The sequence below is a fragment of the Deltaproteobacteria bacterium genome (assembly GCA_011773515.1).
In the GTDB taxonomy this organism is placed as follows: Bacteria; Desulfobacterota; Deferrimicrobia; order J040; family J040; genus WVXK01.
Map to the genome: position 1 here is coordinate 16,358 of WVXK01000097.1, position 16,744 is coordinate 33,101.

15 protein-coding genes are annotated in these 16,744 nt (G+C 58.5%); 3 read left to right on the top strand and 12 right to left on the bottom strand.

What is annotated here, in order from left to right; translation table 11 throughout:
- The 9 genes from GTN70_10520 to GTN70_10560 all read right to left on the bottom strand — a co-directional run.
- A partial coding sequence (locus GTN70_10520) for a hypothetical protein (protein NIO17401.1) occupies window positions 1–599 on the bottom strand: 599 nt, incomplete at its 3' end.
- Window positions 600–610: 11 nt separating this feature from the next.
- A complete protein-coding gene (locus GTN70_10525) occupies window positions 611–1,699 on the bottom strand; it encodes a hypothetical protein (protein ID NIO17402.1) in 1,089 nt (362 codons plus the stop codon).
- A complete protein-coding gene (locus GTN70_10530; protein NIO17403.1) occupies window positions 1,665–4,034 on the bottom strand; it encodes a hypothetical protein in 2,370 nt (789 codons plus the stop codon). The genes GTN70_10525 and GTN70_10530 overlap by 35 nt, the downstream gene beginning before the upstream one ends.
- A 1-nt stretch (window position 4,035) precedes the next feature.
- Window positions 4,036–5,121: a hypothetical protein gene (locus GTN70_10535; protein NIO17404.1), complete on the bottom strand. Its 1,086-nt coding sequence runs from the start codon at window positions 5,119–5,121 to the stop codon at window positions 4,036–4,038.
- Between the two features lie 307 nt (window positions 5,122–5,428).
- Window positions 5,429–6,043 (bottom strand): hypothetical protein, encoded by a 615-nt coding sequence (locus tag GTN70_10540; protein ID NIO17405.1) that lies wholly within the window; start codon window positions 6,041–6,043, stop codon window positions 5,429–5,431.
- A 21-nt stretch (window positions 6,044–6,064) separates the two neighbouring features.
- The gene (locus tag GTN70_10545; GenBank protein ID NIO17406.1) at window positions 6,065–7,030 is read right to left on the bottom strand and encodes a hypothetical protein; all 966 of its coding nucleotides are present in this window, start codon (window positions 7,028–7,030) and stop codon (window positions 6,065–6,067) included.
- A 216-nt stretch (window positions 7,031–7,246) separates the two neighbouring features.
- On the bottom strand, window positions 7,247–8,137 hold the full coding sequence (locus GTN70_10550) for a hypothetical protein (GenBank protein ID NIO17407.1): 891 nt from the start codon (window positions 8,135–8,137) through the stop codon (window positions 7,247–7,249).
- Complete coding sequence (locus GTN70_10555; GenBank protein ID NIO17408.1) at window positions 8,134–9,534, bottom strand: hypothetical protein; 1,401 nt, start codon at window positions 9,532–9,534, stop codon at window positions 8,134–8,136. Before GTN70_10555 ends, GTN70_10550 begins: the two co-directional genes overlap by 4 nt.
- 138 nt (window positions 9,535–9,672) lie before the next feature.
- Window positions 9,673–11,181 carry a hypothetical protein gene (locus GTN70_10560; protein ID NIO17409.1) on the bottom strand — a complete coding sequence of 503 codons (1,509 nt, stop codon included), beginning with the start codon at window positions 11,179–11,181 and terminating at the stop codon, window positions 9,673–9,675.
- A 515-nt stretch (window positions 11,182–11,696) separates the two neighbouring features.
- On the opposite strand from GTN70_10560, the gene GTN70_10565 reads away from it, so the two are divergent.
- The 3 genes from GTN70_10565 to GTN70_10575 are packed head-to-tail and all read left to right on the top strand — an operon-like array spanning window position 11,697 to window position 14,176.
- Complete coding sequence (locus GTN70_10565) at window positions 11,697–12,260, top strand: redoxin domain-containing protein (protein ID NIO17410.1); 564 nt, start codon at window positions 11,697–11,699, stop codon at window positions 12,258–12,260.
- Entirely contained in the window at window positions 12,257–12,823 is a 567-nt protein-coding gene (locus GTN70_10570) for a redoxin domain-containing protein (GenBank protein NIO17411.1), read from the top strand. The genes GTN70_10565 and GTN70_10570 overlap by 4 nt, the downstream gene beginning before the upstream one ends.
- Before the next feature lie 33 nt (window positions 12,824–12,856).
- A complete protein-coding gene (locus GTN70_10575; protein ID NIO17412.1) occupies window positions 12,857–14,176 on the top strand; it encodes a nucleotide sugar dehydrogenase in 1,320 nt (439 codons plus the stop codon).
- A gap of 153 nt (window positions 14,177–14,329) precedes the next feature.
- On the opposite strand, the gene GTN70_10580 is transcribed toward GTN70_10575, so the two are convergent.
- The 3 genes from GTN70_10580 to GTN70_10590 all read right to left on the bottom strand — a co-directional run.
- Entirely contained in the window at window positions 14,330–15,487 is a 1,158-nt protein-coding gene (locus GTN70_10580) for an ammonia-forming cytochrome c nitrite reductase subunit c552 (protein ID NIO17413.1), read from the bottom strand.
- Window positions 15,488–15,888: 401 nt separating this feature from the next.
- Window positions 15,889–16,398: a redoxin domain-containing protein gene (locus GTN70_10585; protein ID NIO17414.1), complete on the bottom strand. Its 510-nt coding sequence runs from the start codon at window positions 16,396–16,398 to the stop codon at window positions 15,889–15,891.
- Between the two features lie 37 nt (window positions 16,399–16,435).
- Window positions 16,436–16,744: redoxin domain-containing protein (locus GTN70_10590; protein ID NIO17415.1), on the bottom strand; the 309-nt coding region annotated here is incomplete at its 5' end.

The window sequence follows — 16,744 nt, forward strand, 5'->3', positions numbered from 1 at the left end:
CCCGGCAGTGTGAGGATCACCCCTGTGCCCGCACCGGAAAAAATGGCCCCCGTTATCCTTACCCCTGCGGTGCCGTACACGTACACGCCCGCCTTTTCCTGCCCGGCAAATCTGCAGCCTGTAACGACCCCCTTCGAGCCCGAGCGGATTACCACCCCCGCCTTTCCCCCGGCAAACTCCATCTCCCGGAGATCCAGATCCGTCCCTCCCGCCGCGCTTATGTGAATTCCGGGGAGCCTTACCTTACCCCTCGCCATACGCACCTTTCCGGAATAGGACTCGATCCCTCTCCCGGCACCGCTGATGGAAAAGTATTCCGCGTCGAGGGCACCCCCCCTGATTGCCACCCCGTAGCCCTTCTCGTTTTTCATCTCTATCGTCACCGGCGATGCCTCGGTCCCCTCGATCCTGAGCGTCCCCTTTACCTCCAGCGTCCCCTCGAGAAAGACCCGTGAGCCGGGCTCGATTTCGAGGACCTCGCCTTTCTCCACAACCTCTCCCGCAGGGAGGACCAATTCCCTCCCGGCTGCATCCGCCGCACCCGATGCGGTAAGCGCCAGGAAAACAGAGAGCAGAAGCGGGGCTGCCCGTCTTGACAAGGGTCCCCTCCTCACCACTTCTCCCTCACGATGATCCTCACATCACCGACCGTTCCCTTCTCTTGGAGATAAACGGAGTTATCCGGCGTGCCCTCGTACGAACCCGTGAGCTCACCCGGCGCAAGCGGCCCGCCGATCGATTCTCTCGCCCCCAGGTGGTATTTCCCGGGGCCCGGAAGGAACAGGGTGAAAGAGCCATCCTTGCCGGTGGTGTCGGATATGCTCTCGGGCCTGCCGACCATCCTCCCGTCCCCGTAGGCCATCACGTAAACGCCGCCCGCCGGGCCCCCATCTTCGAGGAGGACCATCCCGGTGATGACGTACCCGGAGCCGGCAACTCCCCCCCGCTTTGAAAGGTCCCCGACCTTCACCGGGTCGGGCGGCACGAGCTGAAGGGTCCCGAGCTCGGCCACCTCCCCCTTTTTGACGGCGACGGGGTTGGCCCCGTACTCGCCCCGAAGGCCTCCGCCGGTTAAGGGGCCTACTTCGCTCCCCGACTCTTTCATCATGGCAACGATGTCGTACGAGCCCTCCCGCAGGGCCAGCCGGAACCTCCCATCCTCGCCAACCCGCGCCTTCGTTACGAAGGTCGGCCCCGCAGTGATCCCCCTGCTTGCGTCGTAGGCATACACGAACGCTCCCCTGACGCTCCCCCGGGAGCTTGCCACCTTTCCGGTGGCGAACGTGCCAGCGTCGGGGGAGTACTCTCCCTCCTCGACGCTTTTAAGGTGTATCTCCACCTCCTTGCCCTTTACCGGGGAGACGGGCTCTCCTGGCGGCCTCCCCTTCAGAACCCTCTCCCTTCCCATCACGTACTCGGTTTTCCTCGCCACGATGTAGAACCTCCCCCTCCCCGTGGCGAGGACGAAGCGGCCGTCACTTCCCGTTTCGGCAACCAGGTAGGGCTGGCCTCCTCCAAAATCCCCCTCGTTTACGTACGCGCTGACCGAGGCCTTCGCAACGGGCTCGCCATCGAAGAAAACCCGGCCGGTTATCTTTGCGCCCGGGTCAGAGCATGCGAAAAGCAGGGGCAGAAGAGAGGCAAGCACACATGGGACGAGAAGCTCATGCAATGAGCGCAAGGAGCGCGACGACGACATATAATCCTCCCGCGAGAAGAAAAACCGTCCCGTAACCGAAATTCATCGATACCGCCAGCGCAAGCATGCTCCCGGTTACCGCAGCAAGTCCGTTGACGGCAACGGGGACGCTCTTGCTGCCTTTATACCTCTTATTATATACGGTGAGCAGTGACGGAAAGGGCACTCCCATGAACAGCGCCGCCAGGCCGGTGATGAGGAAGCTCGCGCCATACTTTGCCACGGCCGGCGCCTGCATGAGGACCACGGCGATGCGGTCCAGGGCAAACCGGTACAAAATCAGAATGGCGGCGAGGCCGACCGCCGAAATCATTGCCTTCTTTCTCTCCGAAACCGCCATGACGGAGAAGAGGGCGGCGCCGAAACCGGAAAAGAAAAAGACGGCGAGGAGGATGCAGGAAAGCGAGTATACGGGAAATCCAAGGGGAAGTATGAGCTTTTTGATCAGTATGATCTCGACCATGACGAACCCCGCCCCCGTCAGGAGGAACGCACACAGTATGGCGAGCCTCCCCGACGCCCTGCCGGAACCGGAAAAGTAAAGGGCCGCCAGCGGCGACAGAAGGGACAGTGCGAGGGCAAGGAGAAGGAACTTCCTGATCAGGTATGCGCTCCTGTCCTCCGTCGATCCCCCCGACGCCTCCTTCCCCCTGACAAAGTCCCGGGGCAGGAGGGTGTAGTAGAAAAAAGGCCTGTCGTCCGTCGGGGGGGAAATGTCGTAGCCCATCATCTCCGCCCCTGCCTCACCGCTGATGATGCGGGAGAACAGCCCCCCGGCCTTCCCCGGAACGTAGATTACGTCGAAGCCCCTCTTTGCGCACTCATCCTCGAAGGAGCGGGATAGGTCCTCGCCGGCCCCGCCCCTGACCACCATGACGTTCATGATCCCCTTCGAACCGGCTATGAGGAAGTCTTCCTCCGGGCGCTCCCGCCCGCTTTTCATCAGCGCCTCCCGGAGCGTATTGACCAGCCTCGGCCCCGTCTTCTCGAAGGAAAAGCGCGTGATGGAGAGTATCCCTCCCTCTTCCAGGCTGGCAACCATCCTTCTTGCCGCCTCGATGGTGTAGAGATGATTTTCCGTGAGGGTAAACGCCCCCGCCTGCGGGGCCACCCTCCCGAAAACCTGGGTCATCTGGATGACGTCGTATCTTTTTTTGTTTCTCTCCAAAAACGACCTTCCCTCTTTGACGTGCATCGTCACTCCCCTGCCGGTGTAGGGCCTCCCGGAAAAGTCCCCGAAGACGTCCTGCACCGCACGGACGACGAGGGCGTTCACCTCCACGGCGTCGACGGCAAAGTTCCCCGAAGCGCGGGCGCTGTAGATATCCTTTCCTCCCCCCGGCCCGATTATCAGGGCCTTTCCCCTCTTCTTGAGAAGATAGGGGAGCGATGCTATGTTGTGGCGGAAGAAATCCTCGAAGCTGTCGTCCCCCGAGTCACCGAACAGCGCCGTGTAGCCCGTATCGTCAACCACCATCCCGAGCCCATCGGGCGCTCCTCCCGCGTACTCCCTGCCCTGGCCGAAGCCCTTCAGGAGCTCCTCCCCCGTTATGGGGTAGACGGCAACGCGCGATACCGCATTCCACTCCGACCAGCGCACGTCGGGCTCGTACCTCCCCCTCACGAACTTCGGGTCCGCCGGGCGCCCGGTGATGTCCACGAACATGCAGAGCAGGATTGCCACCGAGAGGAAGCAGAAGAGAAACCGTTTGGCGCCGGAAATGTCCCTCCACAGAAGCCCGAGGGCCACGAGAAAAAGAGAGGATGCAAGCAGCAGGGCAAAGGGGCCGGAGCCCGCCTTCATCGCGGCCAGGTAGAGGACGACCCCTGCCGCCGAACCCGTCATGGCGCTGAAGTAGGTGTTAAAATCGTTCCTGCTTCTCTCGAAACAGGCAGCAAAAACAGCCCCGCCTCCCAAAAAGGGGAGCGCAAGGAGCAATACGACGGCGGTGGCCGTTGCCACGAATGAGGCGCTCCTTGCCCCCGGGGCAGGAGAAAAGGGCTCGTAATAGGTCTGGTGGAGGGGCGAGAGCATCCGGTAGCCGAAAGAGGGCACGCGGGAGATGACAAAGAGCAGAAGGTACAGGGAGAGGAGGGAGAAAAAGGAGAGGAGGAGGAAGCGTGCGCAAAAGGAGGCCGATTCCCTGTCTGTCATGCTCGCCGAGCGGGCGGAGAAAAGGGACCCCAAGGCCATCCCGCACAGGGCAAGGGCAATGGCGAAGGAGACGAAGTGGTACCACATGAGGACGGAAAAGATCCTGCTCAGCGTTACCTCGTAGAGGATGATCCCCGCGCTCGTGAAAAAGGCGACGGAACCGGTCCTTCCCTTCCTCACCCTACCAGACCTCCGAGACGGTGATGACTATTCCCGATATCTCGTCCCCGGAGCCGACCTCGATGGAGTGGTCCACGGTGCCCTCGTACCTCCCGTAGAGGTCGCCGGGGCCGGGGGCGCCACCATAACCTGTCCTCGCCCCGAGATAGTATACACCCGCCCCGGGTACGTTGATGAGAAACCTGCCGTCCTGTGCAGACTCGGGCGAGACGATGAGCGGCCGGTTGAGCAGCTCCGGGTTGTCATACAGGGCGGCATATGCCCCGGCGACTCCCTGCCCCGATTCGTCCACTATCCTCCCCGATATCGTCGCCACACCTTTTTTCGCGTACAGGGGGGCGTTGCGCATCTTCAGGAGGACAAGGGGGAAGGTCACGGTCAGGCGCTCTCCCTCTTTGAGGGTAACAGGGTTTCCCGGGAAGTATCCGAAGTAGTCCCCTTTCCCCAGGGGGCCGGCAAAGCCCCCGCTCTTTCTCTTCCTCGCCACCAGGTAGTAGCTTCCTGGCAACGCATCTATCTCGAAGTATCCTGCCCCGGAGGAAAGGCCCACGAGCGCTTCCTGGGGGTCGCGAAAATTGCTCGAGGGGTCCGAATAGGCGAAGATGTAACAATTTTCTACGCTTTTTCCGCCGTGAACGACCGTACCTGCTATAGCCGCACTCTCTGCCGGCGCCCTGTCTCCCTTCCCGGCGTCACCGACCAGGGGGAGGACCAGGTCAAGCTTCTCTCCCGGGCTCACGGAAAGCGGGTTTCCCCCGAAGTACCCGAAAACTCTCCTCTCTTTTTCCCCATCGCCCCCGTTAATCCCCTTCCCGATGAGATAATAGGCCCCTTCCCTGACAGATGGAAAGACGCCCTTCCCGTCCTTGCCCGTTCTCGCCACGTAAGAAAATTCAGCGGGAAATTGCTCGATATCCTCCACCAGGTAGAGATCCGTTCCCGAAAAAGCGATCTCGTCGTGAAACGCGGTAACGGCGATTTCGGCCGTCTTTTTTTCCTGAAAGGGAACCGACGCGCAGCCGAAAAAAGTGAGTGCGGCGACAAAAAGAAAAACCGGTTTCAGATGATGATCGATATTGAGGATCATATGAAGAATTGTAGCCCAACTATAGGGGCAGTATAGTAATTGAATGCTAAATCAGAGTGTAGGTTGCAGAGCGTAGAGTGAGATCGGATATCTGCATTCTTCGATCTTCACTCTGCACTACCATCGGAAGAAGTCTGTAGTCCCGAGTCCTGGGTCCCGGGTCCCGTGAAACCGGTTTCGAGTTTAGAGTTTTGAGTTTGTTTTTCATTCCGCATTCCGCATTACCATTTTTTCCCGGAACCCTTGATCCCTCGGCCCCTGCCACCGACCGAACTGTTATTCTGCACTCTTCACTCTGCACTCTTTACTACCACACCTTGAACACTATTATATCTATCCCCTCTAAGTGCTCGCCCTCCTTGACCACCACGGCGGAAGGATCGATGGAGCCCTTGTCGTATCTCCCGTAAAGATCCCCGATGCGCGGTGGGCCGCCGAAGCGGTTCCGTGCGGCAAGATAGTAGGTGCCCCCCTTCGGGAGGGAGACCGTGTACNNAGACGCATAGGATTTCACGGTTGTATCGGTCTTCGGAACGAGGAGGAGGGAGAAAGACTGCGTGGTGCCTTCCTCAACGTGGACAAGGACCTTTTTGCTCCTGATATCCCCCTTGTCCAGCGGGCCCGTATTCTCGCCGCTTTGCCTCTTCCGCGCAACCATGGTGTAGGTCCCCGGCGCGACGTTCAGCGTAAACCTCCCGTCCTCGCCCGTGGGGAGGGGGATTATGTAATCGGCAGGGCCGTGCGGGTCCTTCCCCTCCGCGTAGAGGTAGATAAAGGCTCCTTCGGAGGGTTCGTAGACCGTCCCGTCTATCGTTACGGGGGATCCCGTCCGCCCGGCCGGGGGCGCAGAAGCACAGGAAGAGGTGATCAGGGCAAGAGCCGTTACCAGGATGACAGTTCCTGCCTCTTTCAATCGCTTCATGGAATGGACCTCCCCGATGTTTTATGCCAGGACGAGCTGGAAGAAGAGCCCGGCAACGACGGTGGTGGAAATCCCGATGAACATGTAGGTGACAAATGCCCTCTTCTGGTAGAGCCCCGCGAGGAGGCCCATGGCGGGGATGCTCGTCACGGGGCCGCCGGTGAGTATCGCCATCGCCGCACCGGGCGAAAGCCCCATTCCCATCAGCCCCTTCAAAACGGGAGGCGCGATCATCTGGTGAAGGGGAAGGGGCACCGATATGATCGCCGCGAACAGAACGGAGTTGGCGTTCCTCGTCCCGAAAAGGCCCTCGACGAGATTGCTGGGAACGTAATAGTTGATTCCCGCCTGCAGGATAAGGGCAATGAGAAGAAACTTCCCCGTGATCATGGCCATCTCCTTTGACCTCTCCAGGAAAAAGGGGAGCGTCCCCGGCACGGTTGACGCTCCGGGCCGGGCATGTTCAAAGCAGCCCGCATCGACGATCTCCTGGTAGGTCTTTTTGCCCGAGGCGACTCCCTCGTCGAACCGGTCCTTTTTGAAGGGGAACTCGGGCAAAAGCCCCCTGTCCACCAGGTGCTGGCACACGAAACCCGTGGCGAGACCGGTGAAAACAGCCACGATGAGCTTCCCGGCGGCAAAGGCGGGGCCGATCTCCGCAGCCGTGATGATCAGGGAGTCGGGGCTCATGATCGGCGACGTGATAAGGAGGGCCATCACCGGGGGTATCGGGACCCCCGCCCCCGACAGGGCCACCACGATGGGCAGGACACCGCAGGAGCAGAGGGGGGAGATGATGCCCGCCACCGTGGCGATGACCACGGAGGAGCGCGGAAACCGCACGACGGAGGCACGCACCCTCCTGTCCCACTTGTAGGTCTTCACGAAGGCTGCAAAAAGAACGCTCAACGCAAAATAGGGAAGCAGAACGGCCGCCTCGTCCAGGAAGATCTTCGCAATCGCCTCCAGGTCTCCGATAAATCCCATACCGCAAAAACTCCTTAAAGCATTACTTTATAAATTTACCTCTAAATACATATAAATATATGCTTATATTGGCTCTCTGCCTGTCTCCGTGCCAATCTTCACTACCATGCGGTTTCTCGTTTCTGGTTTCTCGTTTCTCGTTGGGTTTTCATTCCGCATTCCGAATTCCGCATTCTGCATTGCCAGCGACCGCATTGTAATTCCGCATTACCATCCCTACCGGTAGAGGCTGTAGGGCAGCACCATCTCCCCCTTCGCGTTTCTGTAAAACACCCGCTTACCGGTGATGCCCTCGAGGGCCCGTGCGGACCACTCCCTCACATCCGTATCATCGTGATCCAGGAGCGCCCTCAGCACAGGCTCCGCCTCCTGCGCCTCGAGTATCCCGAGGGACCACGAACAGGCCACCTTCATCTCGATGTCCCCCTCTTTCAGCGCCGATATGAGGGGCTCAACGGACCTGTCGGTCCCGCACTTGGCCAGCGCCCTCGCCGCACGAAGGCGGAGGATTCTCTGGTTTTCTCCCGTGAGGATCGAGATGACGGCGTCCTCCGCTCTTCTGTCCCCGATGTCCTCGAGTGCGATCAGGATCGCCTCTTTTTTCCTCACCGAGCCGCTTTCAAGCGCATCAATGAGGACGGGAACGGTCTTTTCCCCCAGCTTGGTGATCGCCCGGGTGGCAGACTTTACAACGCCCGCATTTTCGTCCTCCAGTGCGTCTATCAGGGGAAAAACCGACGAGGGGTCCCCGATCTCCCCCAGGGCCCACGCGGCTGCGTACCTGCGGTTCCTGCCGCTTCTCAGGTAGCGGATCAGGTGGGGCACGGCCCGCTCATCCTTCATCTCGCCGAGCACTCCCGCCGCCGCTTCGGCCACATCGTCATCTTTCTGCTCCAGCGCATCAACGATGAGCGGGAAGAGCTCACCGCCCCTTTTGACGACCTCCATGAAAACTCTTTCTCCTTCAGGCCCCTCGATGTTTCCCAGGGCCGACAGGACCCACTCGCGGTCCGCAGCGGTCTGTTTCAGCTGCTCTTTCTTCGCGCACCCCCACAGAGCGCAGCAAAATAGTGCGGCCGCCGCAAGAGTGAGCGCTCGCCCCTTCATCGCCCGGCTTCCTCCCTCGTCCCGGCCTCTTTCACCGGCTCCCTCTTCCACTCCGAGAAATCGACACGGTCGATGGTGTACTTCTCATCGCCGTACCCCTCGTAGGTTACCGGGCCGAAGTCATTGCCGTCCCATATCTTTTCGAGATTCACCTCGCTGCTTTCGAAATCGCCGAGGTCTGTTCCCCAGAAGTTTCCCTTCGCGTTTACCCTCCGGGGATAGGAGCGCTCGCCTTTGAAAGCCCCAATGTTCCTGGATCCCCTCCTTGCAGCCTCCCTCCCCGAGATATTTTTCGACCCGGCCCTTTTCTCCCAGTCCCCCGACTGGAATTCACCGAGCTTCACGTGCATGTCGTTCCTCTCGAAATTGTTGCTGAAAATGCCGGGATAGGAGGAAAAGTTTATCATGATACCCGTTCTGTTGTTGAGCAGCACGTTGAAATCGATCAACGAGTTGCTCTTTCTGAAAAGGTTTATCCCGAGCTGGTTCCCCACGATGTCGCAGTGGGTCACGTGGGGCGACGAAAACTCCCTGATGTCGATCGCGCTCTTGTTGTTTTTGAAGGTGCAGTCCGAAATCTTTTCGAAGGAAAACTGCACGCTCAATATCCCCGTGACGTTGTTTTCGAACGTGCAGCGCTTTACCAGGGAGTTCTTCCCCACCTGCCGGAACACCGCTCCCTGCTCAAAGGAGGAGAACGTGGATGACACCACTTCCACGGGCGCATTGGTGAGGGCGAACAGCCCCCTCTTCCCGCCCCTGAGCTCGCACTTCTCCAGGCGGCCGCTCCCGCCATTCTGGACGACCACGCCTATCTCCCTCACCGTGTCGAAGCGGGATCCGACGAGTTCCACCCTTCCCGAGAGGTTCGCTACCACCCCCACGAGATTCTTCCTGAAGGTGCAGTTCTCCAACCGGGCAAGCGCCTTCTGGTTGACCTCTACGCCCTGCCTGCAGTTCTCGAAGGTGGAATCGCTCACGTATACCGAGGCGTTTGCAAGCGACAGCCCCGACGAAGCGCCTTCCAGAGCCGCGTGCCGGATGACGCTCTCCCCGGACCCTTCCAGGACGATACCGGTCCACGCACCGGGGGCAACGTCACCCTCGGGGTGCAAGCGCACGGCCCGCCCCTTATCCCCCCTTACCTCCAGCGCTCCAAGGACGCGGATCGCCACTTTCTCGCCCTGCTTTATGGCAACCTCGGCACCCGGCAGGATGACGAGCCTCTCTCCCTCGGCGACGGTAAAGGTCTTATCGAGCGCTACTTTCCCCTTCCACTCTATGACCTTCGCCTCCTTCTCTTCCGCTTCCGCCCGATCCGCCCCGGTGAAACCGAAAATCCCGAGGAATAGGGTAAGGCCGACAAAAACGAACACCCCATACCTAACGAACTTCATGATTCCCCCCCTTCGCTGCCTGCAAGCGTAACGGTTGAGGAAAATGCATTGCATATCGCCTGCCATATCTGAATGTCCCGGGAAATGGGCATGTGAAGAAAAAAACGGGTGGAGGCTCTCTCCCGCCGTGCGCATGGGCTACTCGCTTTCTGCGATCAGATACGTGCTCCCCGGGGCGAGACCTGCCTTCACGACACTCTTCCCAGAGGGAAAGCGGACCTCCACGTCGTAGGAGCCGGCAGGGTCCACACCAAAGTGGACCTCCCTTGGCGGCTGGGAGCAGAAACCGTTGGAGGAGATGACCTCGCGGTATCCGAGCAGATTGCGGGTACCCGCGGCAAAGAGGTAGACCTTCGCGCCGATGGCGTCCCTCGATGTCTTGAAACCGGGCGATGCCTTGGCGTACGAGGTCCCGGAGCACTCTACCTTGATCCAGCCATTGTCGTTCTGCTCGTTGCGAAAGAGACGGTTCGCCATTTCCCAGTTGATCACGTAGAGGTCGAGGTCGCCGTCGTTGTCGAAGTCGCCAAACGCGGCCCCCTTGGACCTCACCGTCTCCAGCATCATGAAGGGATAGCGGTTCACGACGTCGGTGAACGTCCCGTCGCCCTTGTTCCGGTAGAGCTGGTTGGAAAACTTGCAGTCCCCCTCGTACAGGTCCAGGTCACCGTCGTGGTCTATGTCGCCAAAGGTCGGGCCCTTTCCCCACCCTTCGCTGCCCACGCCCGAATCCTTCGCTATGTCTTTGAACCGGCCCGCCCCGTCGTTCAGGTAGAGGGTGTTGCTTCCGACGTAGTTCGAGACATACATATCCAGGTCCCCGTCGTTGTCGACGTCCCCGAATGCAGCGCCGAGTGACCAGTTTGCGTCGCCGGTACCGGAATCTTCGGTAGCGTCCCTGAAGGTGCCGTCGCCGTTGTTCACAAAGAGCCGGTTTCCCTCTCCGGCCGGGTACCTGCCGTTGCTCACGTAGATATCGGGCCAGCCGTCGCCGTTTACGTCCGAAAAGGAGGCGCTCCAGCTCCAGGACCGGTCACCCACTCCCGCCGTATCGGAAACATCGGTGAACGTTACCTCCTCTCCCCGGGAGTCGTTGCGGTAGAGAACGTTTTTCGCCCCCACGCCGTAATTCGCGCAGTATATGTCGAGCTTCCCGTCCCTGTTGTAGTCACCCATGGCCGCACCGTAGGTAAACTCGCGGCAGCCGACGCCTGCGGCCTCCGTTACGTCGACGAACTTCGGTTTGCCCGGCGTGCTGGCATTTATAAGGAGCCTGTTTGCCTCTATCTCGTACCTCCCTCCTTTGGCGAGGTAGAGGTCTGGTTTCCCGTCGTTGTTGACATCGCCGAAGACCGATCCCATGCAAAACCCGGCATCGGCCGCTCCGGCCTCGGCCGTCACGTCGGCGAAGGTCCCGTCCCCCCTGTTCAGGTAGAGCCTGTTCTCCCCACCCTTGTTGGAGACGTACATATCGAGCAGGCCGTCACCGTCGACGTCGGCCCAGGCGATACCCTTCCCCCTCCCCTTGTCTCCGGTCATCGACTCTTTCGTGATGTCGGTGAAAGGATCGGCCTGGGACAGGGTGGCGAAAAGGGGGAGCAGAAATACACAGGTCAACACCCACGCAAAACCACGTGCCCTGGTCATCACAGGTCTCCTTTGAGGATATTTTGCCCTTCTCACGGTCAGCAGGGGTGAACTGCAGAGGAACCGACGATTTTCGGCTTTACATAGCGCATCTTCTTCATCTCATGCCTCCCTGTATGGATACGTTGGAAGTATACCCGTTACCAAATCTTACGCTTTGTTATCCGATATGTTACAGGGGAAATGGCGATGAGTCAATCACGGGGAAAGATGGAAGCTGTGTGGGGAAGAATTGCCCCCGGTGAGGAAATTTTTGCCAGAGAAGAAATGCGAGGGAGGTGGATAACGGCCAAATAAAACACGCCCGGCCTGTCAGGATTCGGCAGGAGGAATTATCGGTAACACCTGTATCTTTTTCTGTGGAAAAAAGTACTATTCATAAAGGGGAAGATAACAACATCGGTGCAGTTTTGAACAGCCATCCGGAAGGGATACGTCAGATGAGGATAACTCCCTTTGACACCTTCCTTCACCAATGGTATATAATACTTTAATTTTCCGTGCGGAGCTAAGAGATGAGCCCCAAAAAGATCACGGGAGCTTTGACCCTGGTGATTTTTCTCGCCCACGCCGGCCTTGCAGGCGCCTTCTTCGGGATCGGCAAGAGCGGTAAAGTTGAAGTGGGATCGCCGGCGCCCGAGTTTTCCGGAACCGACCTGGAAAAGAACCTCATCCAGTACTCGTCGTACCGGGGAAACAGCGTCGTCCTCCTCGATTTCTGGTCGATTTACTGCGCATCCTGCGTGGAGGAGATGCCCCAGTTAATAGAAATTTACAACGACCTGAAAGACCAGGGGCTCGTGGTTTTGGGGATAAACCTCGACTCCTTCGGCACGCGGCGGGTCATCAGGTTTATCAACGGGCTTGAATACACGATCCCCTATCCCGTCATAATAGACAAAAAAAGAACCATCGCGATGGCTTTCAACGCGATGGTACTCCCCACGACGATCGTGATCGACGCGAGCGGGAAGATACGGATGTATCACGTGGGATACAAGAAGGGGGACGAAAAAGAAATACGGAAGGTGATAGAGTCATCACTGCAGAAGCTCAAAAGAGCGGAGAAAACCAAATGAAGAAAAAACTCATCACATCCCTCCTGGTCCTGCTTGCCGCCTGCATGGCAATCATTACCTCCGGCGCACAGGAGAAAGAGGGTAAGTATACGGAAATACCGACGATAAAGGGGATAGAACCCCTGGAAAAAGGGGCGCCGGCACCGCCCTTTACCATAGAAGACATCAACGGAAACGCCTTCACCATAGAATCCTACAGGGACAAGAATCCCGTGCTCCTTTTTTTCTGGAGCTTTTTCTGCGGCCCCTGCAGGGAGGAAATCCCCTTCATCAACGATATCACGAAGCAGTACAGGGACCGGGGCCTCGTCGTTGCGGGGGTGAACCTCGACGGCAAAGAGATGAAGAAAGCCATCTCGAAGTTCATGGAGCAGGAAGGGATTTCCTACATCGTCGCCTTCGACGAACTCGAAGGGGACTCTTTCAGGGTGGCCGACCCGTTCGGCGTCGCGGGCACACCGTCGCTCTTCCTCATCGATAAAAAGGGCATCCTCGCCTTCAGCAAGGTAGGGGCCGTCGATCATGAAACATTGAAGGGTTTAATAGAGACTGTCTTGGATTAGCTTTTATCACCCAGATACTTTCCCGGGGGAACTATGAGACTCTCAGTGATCGGAGTGGGGTACGTGGGCCTCGTGACGGGCGCATGTTTCGCCGAGATGGGCAACGAGGTAATCTGCTACGACATCGACAGGAAAAAAACGGAAAGGCTGAAAAAGGGCGTTATCCCGATATACGAGCCGGGCCTTCCGGAGCTCGTGGAGAAGAACTTCCGGCAGGGGAGGCTGTCCTTCACGACGGACCTTAAAAAGGCCGTCGAGGGAGGGTTTATCATTTTCATCGCCGTGGGAACGCCATCGGGGCGGAGGGGTGAGGCAAACCTGGAAGGGATATTCGACGCCGCAAGAGGCATCGCCCGGAACATGAACTCCTACAAGATCGTCGTTACCAAGTCCACCGTGCCCGTGGGCACCACCGACAGGGTGGCCGAGATCATCGGGGAAAACATAGTCGACAGCGACATGGAGTTCGACGTGGTCAACAACCCCGAGTTCCTGAAGGAGGGCGCGGCCGTCGAAGACTTCATGTTCCCCGACAGGATCGTCATCGGCTGTTCGAGTTCACGGGTGGCAGAGGTCATGAAGGAGCTCTACGGGCCCTTCTCCCGGAGGGGGGAGAAAGTCACGGTGATGGACATCCGCTCCTCGGAGATGACGAAGTACGCGTCCAACGCGATGCTCGCCACGCGGATCTCCTTCATGAACGAGATCGCCAGGATCTGCGACGCCGTCGGGGCCGACGTGGAGAGCGTCAGGAAAGGCATCGGGAGCGACCCACGAATCGGGAACAAGTTCCTCTACCCGGGGATCGGGTTCGGCGGCTCCTGCTTCCCGAAGGACCTGCGCGCCCTCATATCGACGGCGAAGGGAAGCCGGGTCAGGCCCCGCCTGCTCGACTCGGTGGTCAGGATCAACGACGACCAGCGCAAACGCTTCGCAGAGGAGGTAAAAAAGCACTTTTCCGGAAAGCTCTCCGGCAGGACCTTCGCCGTGTGGGGTATCGCCTTCAAGCCGAACACCGACGACATCAGGGAGGCCCCCTCCATCGACGTGATCGAGTATCTCGTGAACGGGGGGGCGAAGGTGAAGGCCTTCGACCCCATCGCAATGAAAAATGCCCGGGAGCGGTTCAGGGGAAACAGCGCCGTCTCCTTCGGCAGGGGCAACTACGAAGTCTTGAAAAACGCCGACGCCCTGCTCATCTTCACCGAGTGGCCCCTGTTCAGGGAGCCCGACTTCGACAAGATAAAGAAGCTGATGAAAAAACCCCTCATCTTCGACGGGAGAAACCTCTACAACCCGGCGAGGATGAAGAGCTTCGGGATCGAGTATTACTGCGTGGGGAGAAACAGGTAACCGGGGAAAGCCCGGGAGTGCAGTTTCCGGTTTCCGGTTTACGGTTGAACCAGAAACGAGAAACGGGAAAATGCAACCTGATTCTTTTCTGCTCCCCGTTGTTCTGGGTTTTCATTCCGCATTCCGAATTCCGCATTCCGCATTACCATTTTTTTATTTAACGACCCTTCCCCTCCTCCACTTCCTGAGCGCTTCGGTGACATCGATCCCCTCGTGACACCGGGTGCAGGCCTCCTCGATGGTTGCAACTCCCCTCGATTTCACCGGTGAGAAGTGAAAAACATGGGAGGGCTTTCTCTTCAGCCGCTCGTCATCCTTGGTGTGGCACTCGGTGCAGGCAAGCTCCGGCCCGGAAAAGTCGAACTTGTGGTCGTGTATCGAGTACCTCAGGCCGTCGTCGGTGGTCTTCGGCGGGTGGCAGTCGACGCACTGCACGTCACCGGGATCGTGCTTGGTGTGGAGGCTCTCGATTTTATACAGCTTCACGTGGCAGGTGCCGCAGTACTCGTCGCGCGACATGTAGCGCTCCTGGACCTGGGTGATCCCCCGGTCGAAACCGCAGATGTCGCACGCCCTGCCGGTGGAGTAGAACTTGTTCGCCCAGTAGAGGTACATCCGGTGCCTCTCCCCGTAGTCGACGGTTCCCCAGTACCACTTCCGGGACTTGGGCTTGGGCGCGAAAAACTCGGTGAAGTAGTCGTTCAGGTCCTCCCCGGGCGTGTACCCCGCGGGGAAGGGGTACTTGCCGCCGTACTTCTTGTCCTTCCCATCGGTGTGGCACGCCTCGCATATCATGTCGCGCCTCACCTTGTCGAGCTTCGCCGGGTTGACGATGTCACCCGGCTCCTCCGTTTCGGCATGCTTCTTCCCCGGGCCGTGACAGGCCTCGCAGCCGATGGAGGGCTCGTGGAAGGTGAGGGTCTCGGGGTCGAAACCGGTGGTGTGGCAGCCGTCGCAGAACACGGTGTAGGGCTGCTGGCGCCAGTTGAATATCGAGTAGGGCTCCCATTCGTCTTTGGTTATGTTCCAGTATTTCGGAAGGACGTAGTAATCGTCGTCGATGAAGGTTATGTACTTCTGTATCCAGTGACTCCCGATCACCCAGTAGATGTCGTCTTTGTCAAAGGGGACTGCCTCGAAGTTCTTCGCGCGGATGACTGAGGGATTCTCCTTCGCGTCCCTGAGCATGTTGGCGTGGGGAGTCACCTTCCAGGTGTCGTAGACCTCCTCGTGACACTTCCCGCAGGTCTTCGAACCGACGTACCCGGCCCTTCCCGGGCCGCCGAACGCATAGATAAGGCAGGGGATCATAAGAACCAGGGAGAGAAAAAGTGACGTAACCCCAGGATGCCGGTTACTGCTCGCGATATGCAATATATAACCTCAAAAACTCTAATTAATTATCCTTGCAGGGAAAAAACTCTGCGTCGGTGGTTCATAGTTCATAGTTCGTAGTTCCAATCACCTCTCGAAGGTTTTGCATTCTCTTATTTTGCACTCTCCACTACCATCACGGGGAGTCTGCAGTCCCGAGTCCCGGGTCCCGTGAGACCGGTTTCGCGTTTAGAGTTAAACATGAGGGTTCAGGAAATCTTAACATCTGTTCTTCTCGGGTTTTCATTCCGCATTCCGCATTCCGCATTCCGAATTCCGAATTACCATTTGTTTCCTCGAACCCTTGAACCCTCGGACCCTTCCGCCGAAGGATGCATTTATTCCACAAACTTACTGATAATCGCCTTCACGTTTTCCCCCGCGGTGAACCCTCCCTTCTTGTAGAGGATCTTCCCTTCGCCGTCTATCAGCACGAAGGAGGGGGTGTAGGAGAAGCCGAAAAGCCTGGGCAGCTTGAACTTCGGGTCCAGTATATAGTCTGCCGCGAATTTGTACGTCTCGGCGTAGGGTTTGACCGTCTTCTCCCCGCGCAGGTCGACGGCTACCGCCCAGACGGACAGTTTTCCCCTGTTTTGCTTGACGAACTCGCTGATATCCTTCAGCTCCTCGAAGCAGGCGCTGCAGGCGGTGGTCATGAAAAAGATCATCGTCCGGCTCGTTTTGTCCAGGATATCCTCGTCAAAGGAGATCTCCCTCCCGGAAAGGTCACGGGCCTTGAAATTGGTGACCCTGTCGCCCACGTCCAGCCCGTTTTTGTCCTGCCCGGATGCGGGCGTGAGAAGAAAAAAAGCCAGGATGAGCAGCACAAGGACGCCGATCTTTTTCATCCGGAATCCTCCTATTTGTTCGCTGTGATGGTCCGCCTCAATCCCCGGGAGCCTGTGCCCTCATCTCTGCGAGAAGATCCTCCAGGACGTAGGGGACCTCATTTTCATTCGGCGGGTAGTCACCCACGTGGGCGTACCTCACGATACCGTTATGGTCGATGATCACCTTCAGCGGGATCGGCCCCGCGAGGCGGTAAATCTTCGTTGCCACGCTGAAATCCTTGTCATGCAGGACGGGATAGTTGAGCTTCTTTTCCTCCATGATGTCCCGGACATCTTTCAGGTCCCCCGATTGGAGGACGATGGAGAGGAGCTCGAAGCCCTTGTCCCTGAATTCGTTGTACTC

What these genes read in the sequence shown, in the direction of transcription:
- GTN70_10555 (NIO17408.1), bottom strand. Translation starts at nt 9,534, where the DNA reads ATGAAGTTCGTTAGGTATGGGGTGTTCGTTTTTGTCGGCCTTACCCTA.
- GTN70_10525 (NIO17402.1), bottom strand. Translation starts at nt 1,699, where the DNA reads ATGTCGTCGTCGCGCTCCTTGCGCTCATTGCATGAGCTTCTCGTCCCA.
- GTN70_10565 (NIO17410.1), top strand. Translation starts at nt 11,697, where the DNA reads ATGAGCCCCAAAAAGATCACGGGAGCTTTGACCCTGGTGATTTTTCTC.
- GTN70_10585 (NIO17414.1), bottom strand. Translation starts at nt 16,398, where the DNA reads ATGAAAAAGATCGGCGTCCTTGTGCTGCTCATCCTGGCTTTTTTTCTT.
- GTN70_10550 (NIO17407.1), bottom strand. Translation starts at nt 8,137, where the DNA reads ATGAAGGGGCGAGCGCTCACTCTTGCGGCGGCCGCACTATTTTGCTGC.
- GTN70_10575 (NIO17412.1), top strand. Translation starts at nt 12,857, where the DNA reads ATGAGACTCTCAGTGATCGGAGTGGGGTACGTGGGCCTCGTGACGGGC.
- GTN70_10545 (NIO17406.1), bottom strand. Translation starts at nt 7,030, where the DNA reads ATGGGATTTATCGGAGACCTGGAGGCGATTGCGAAGATCTTCCTGGAC.
- GTN70_10570 (NIO17411.1), top strand. Translation starts at nt 12,257, where the DNA reads ATGAAGAAAAAACTCATCACATCCCTCCTGGTCCTGCTTGCCGCCTGC.
- GTN70_10560 (NIO17409.1), bottom strand. Translation starts at nt 11,181, where the DNA reads ATGACCAGGGCACGTGGTTTTGCGTGGGTGTTGACCTGTGTATTTCTG.
- GTN70_10580 (NIO17413.1), bottom strand. Translation starts at nt 15,487, where the DNA reads ATGATCCCCTGCCTTATCTATGCGTTCGGCGGCCCGGGAAGGGCCGGG.
- GTN70_10535 (NIO17404.1), bottom strand. Translation starts at nt 5,121, where the DNA reads ATGATCCTCAATATCGATCATCATCTGAAACCGGTTTTTCTTTTTGTC.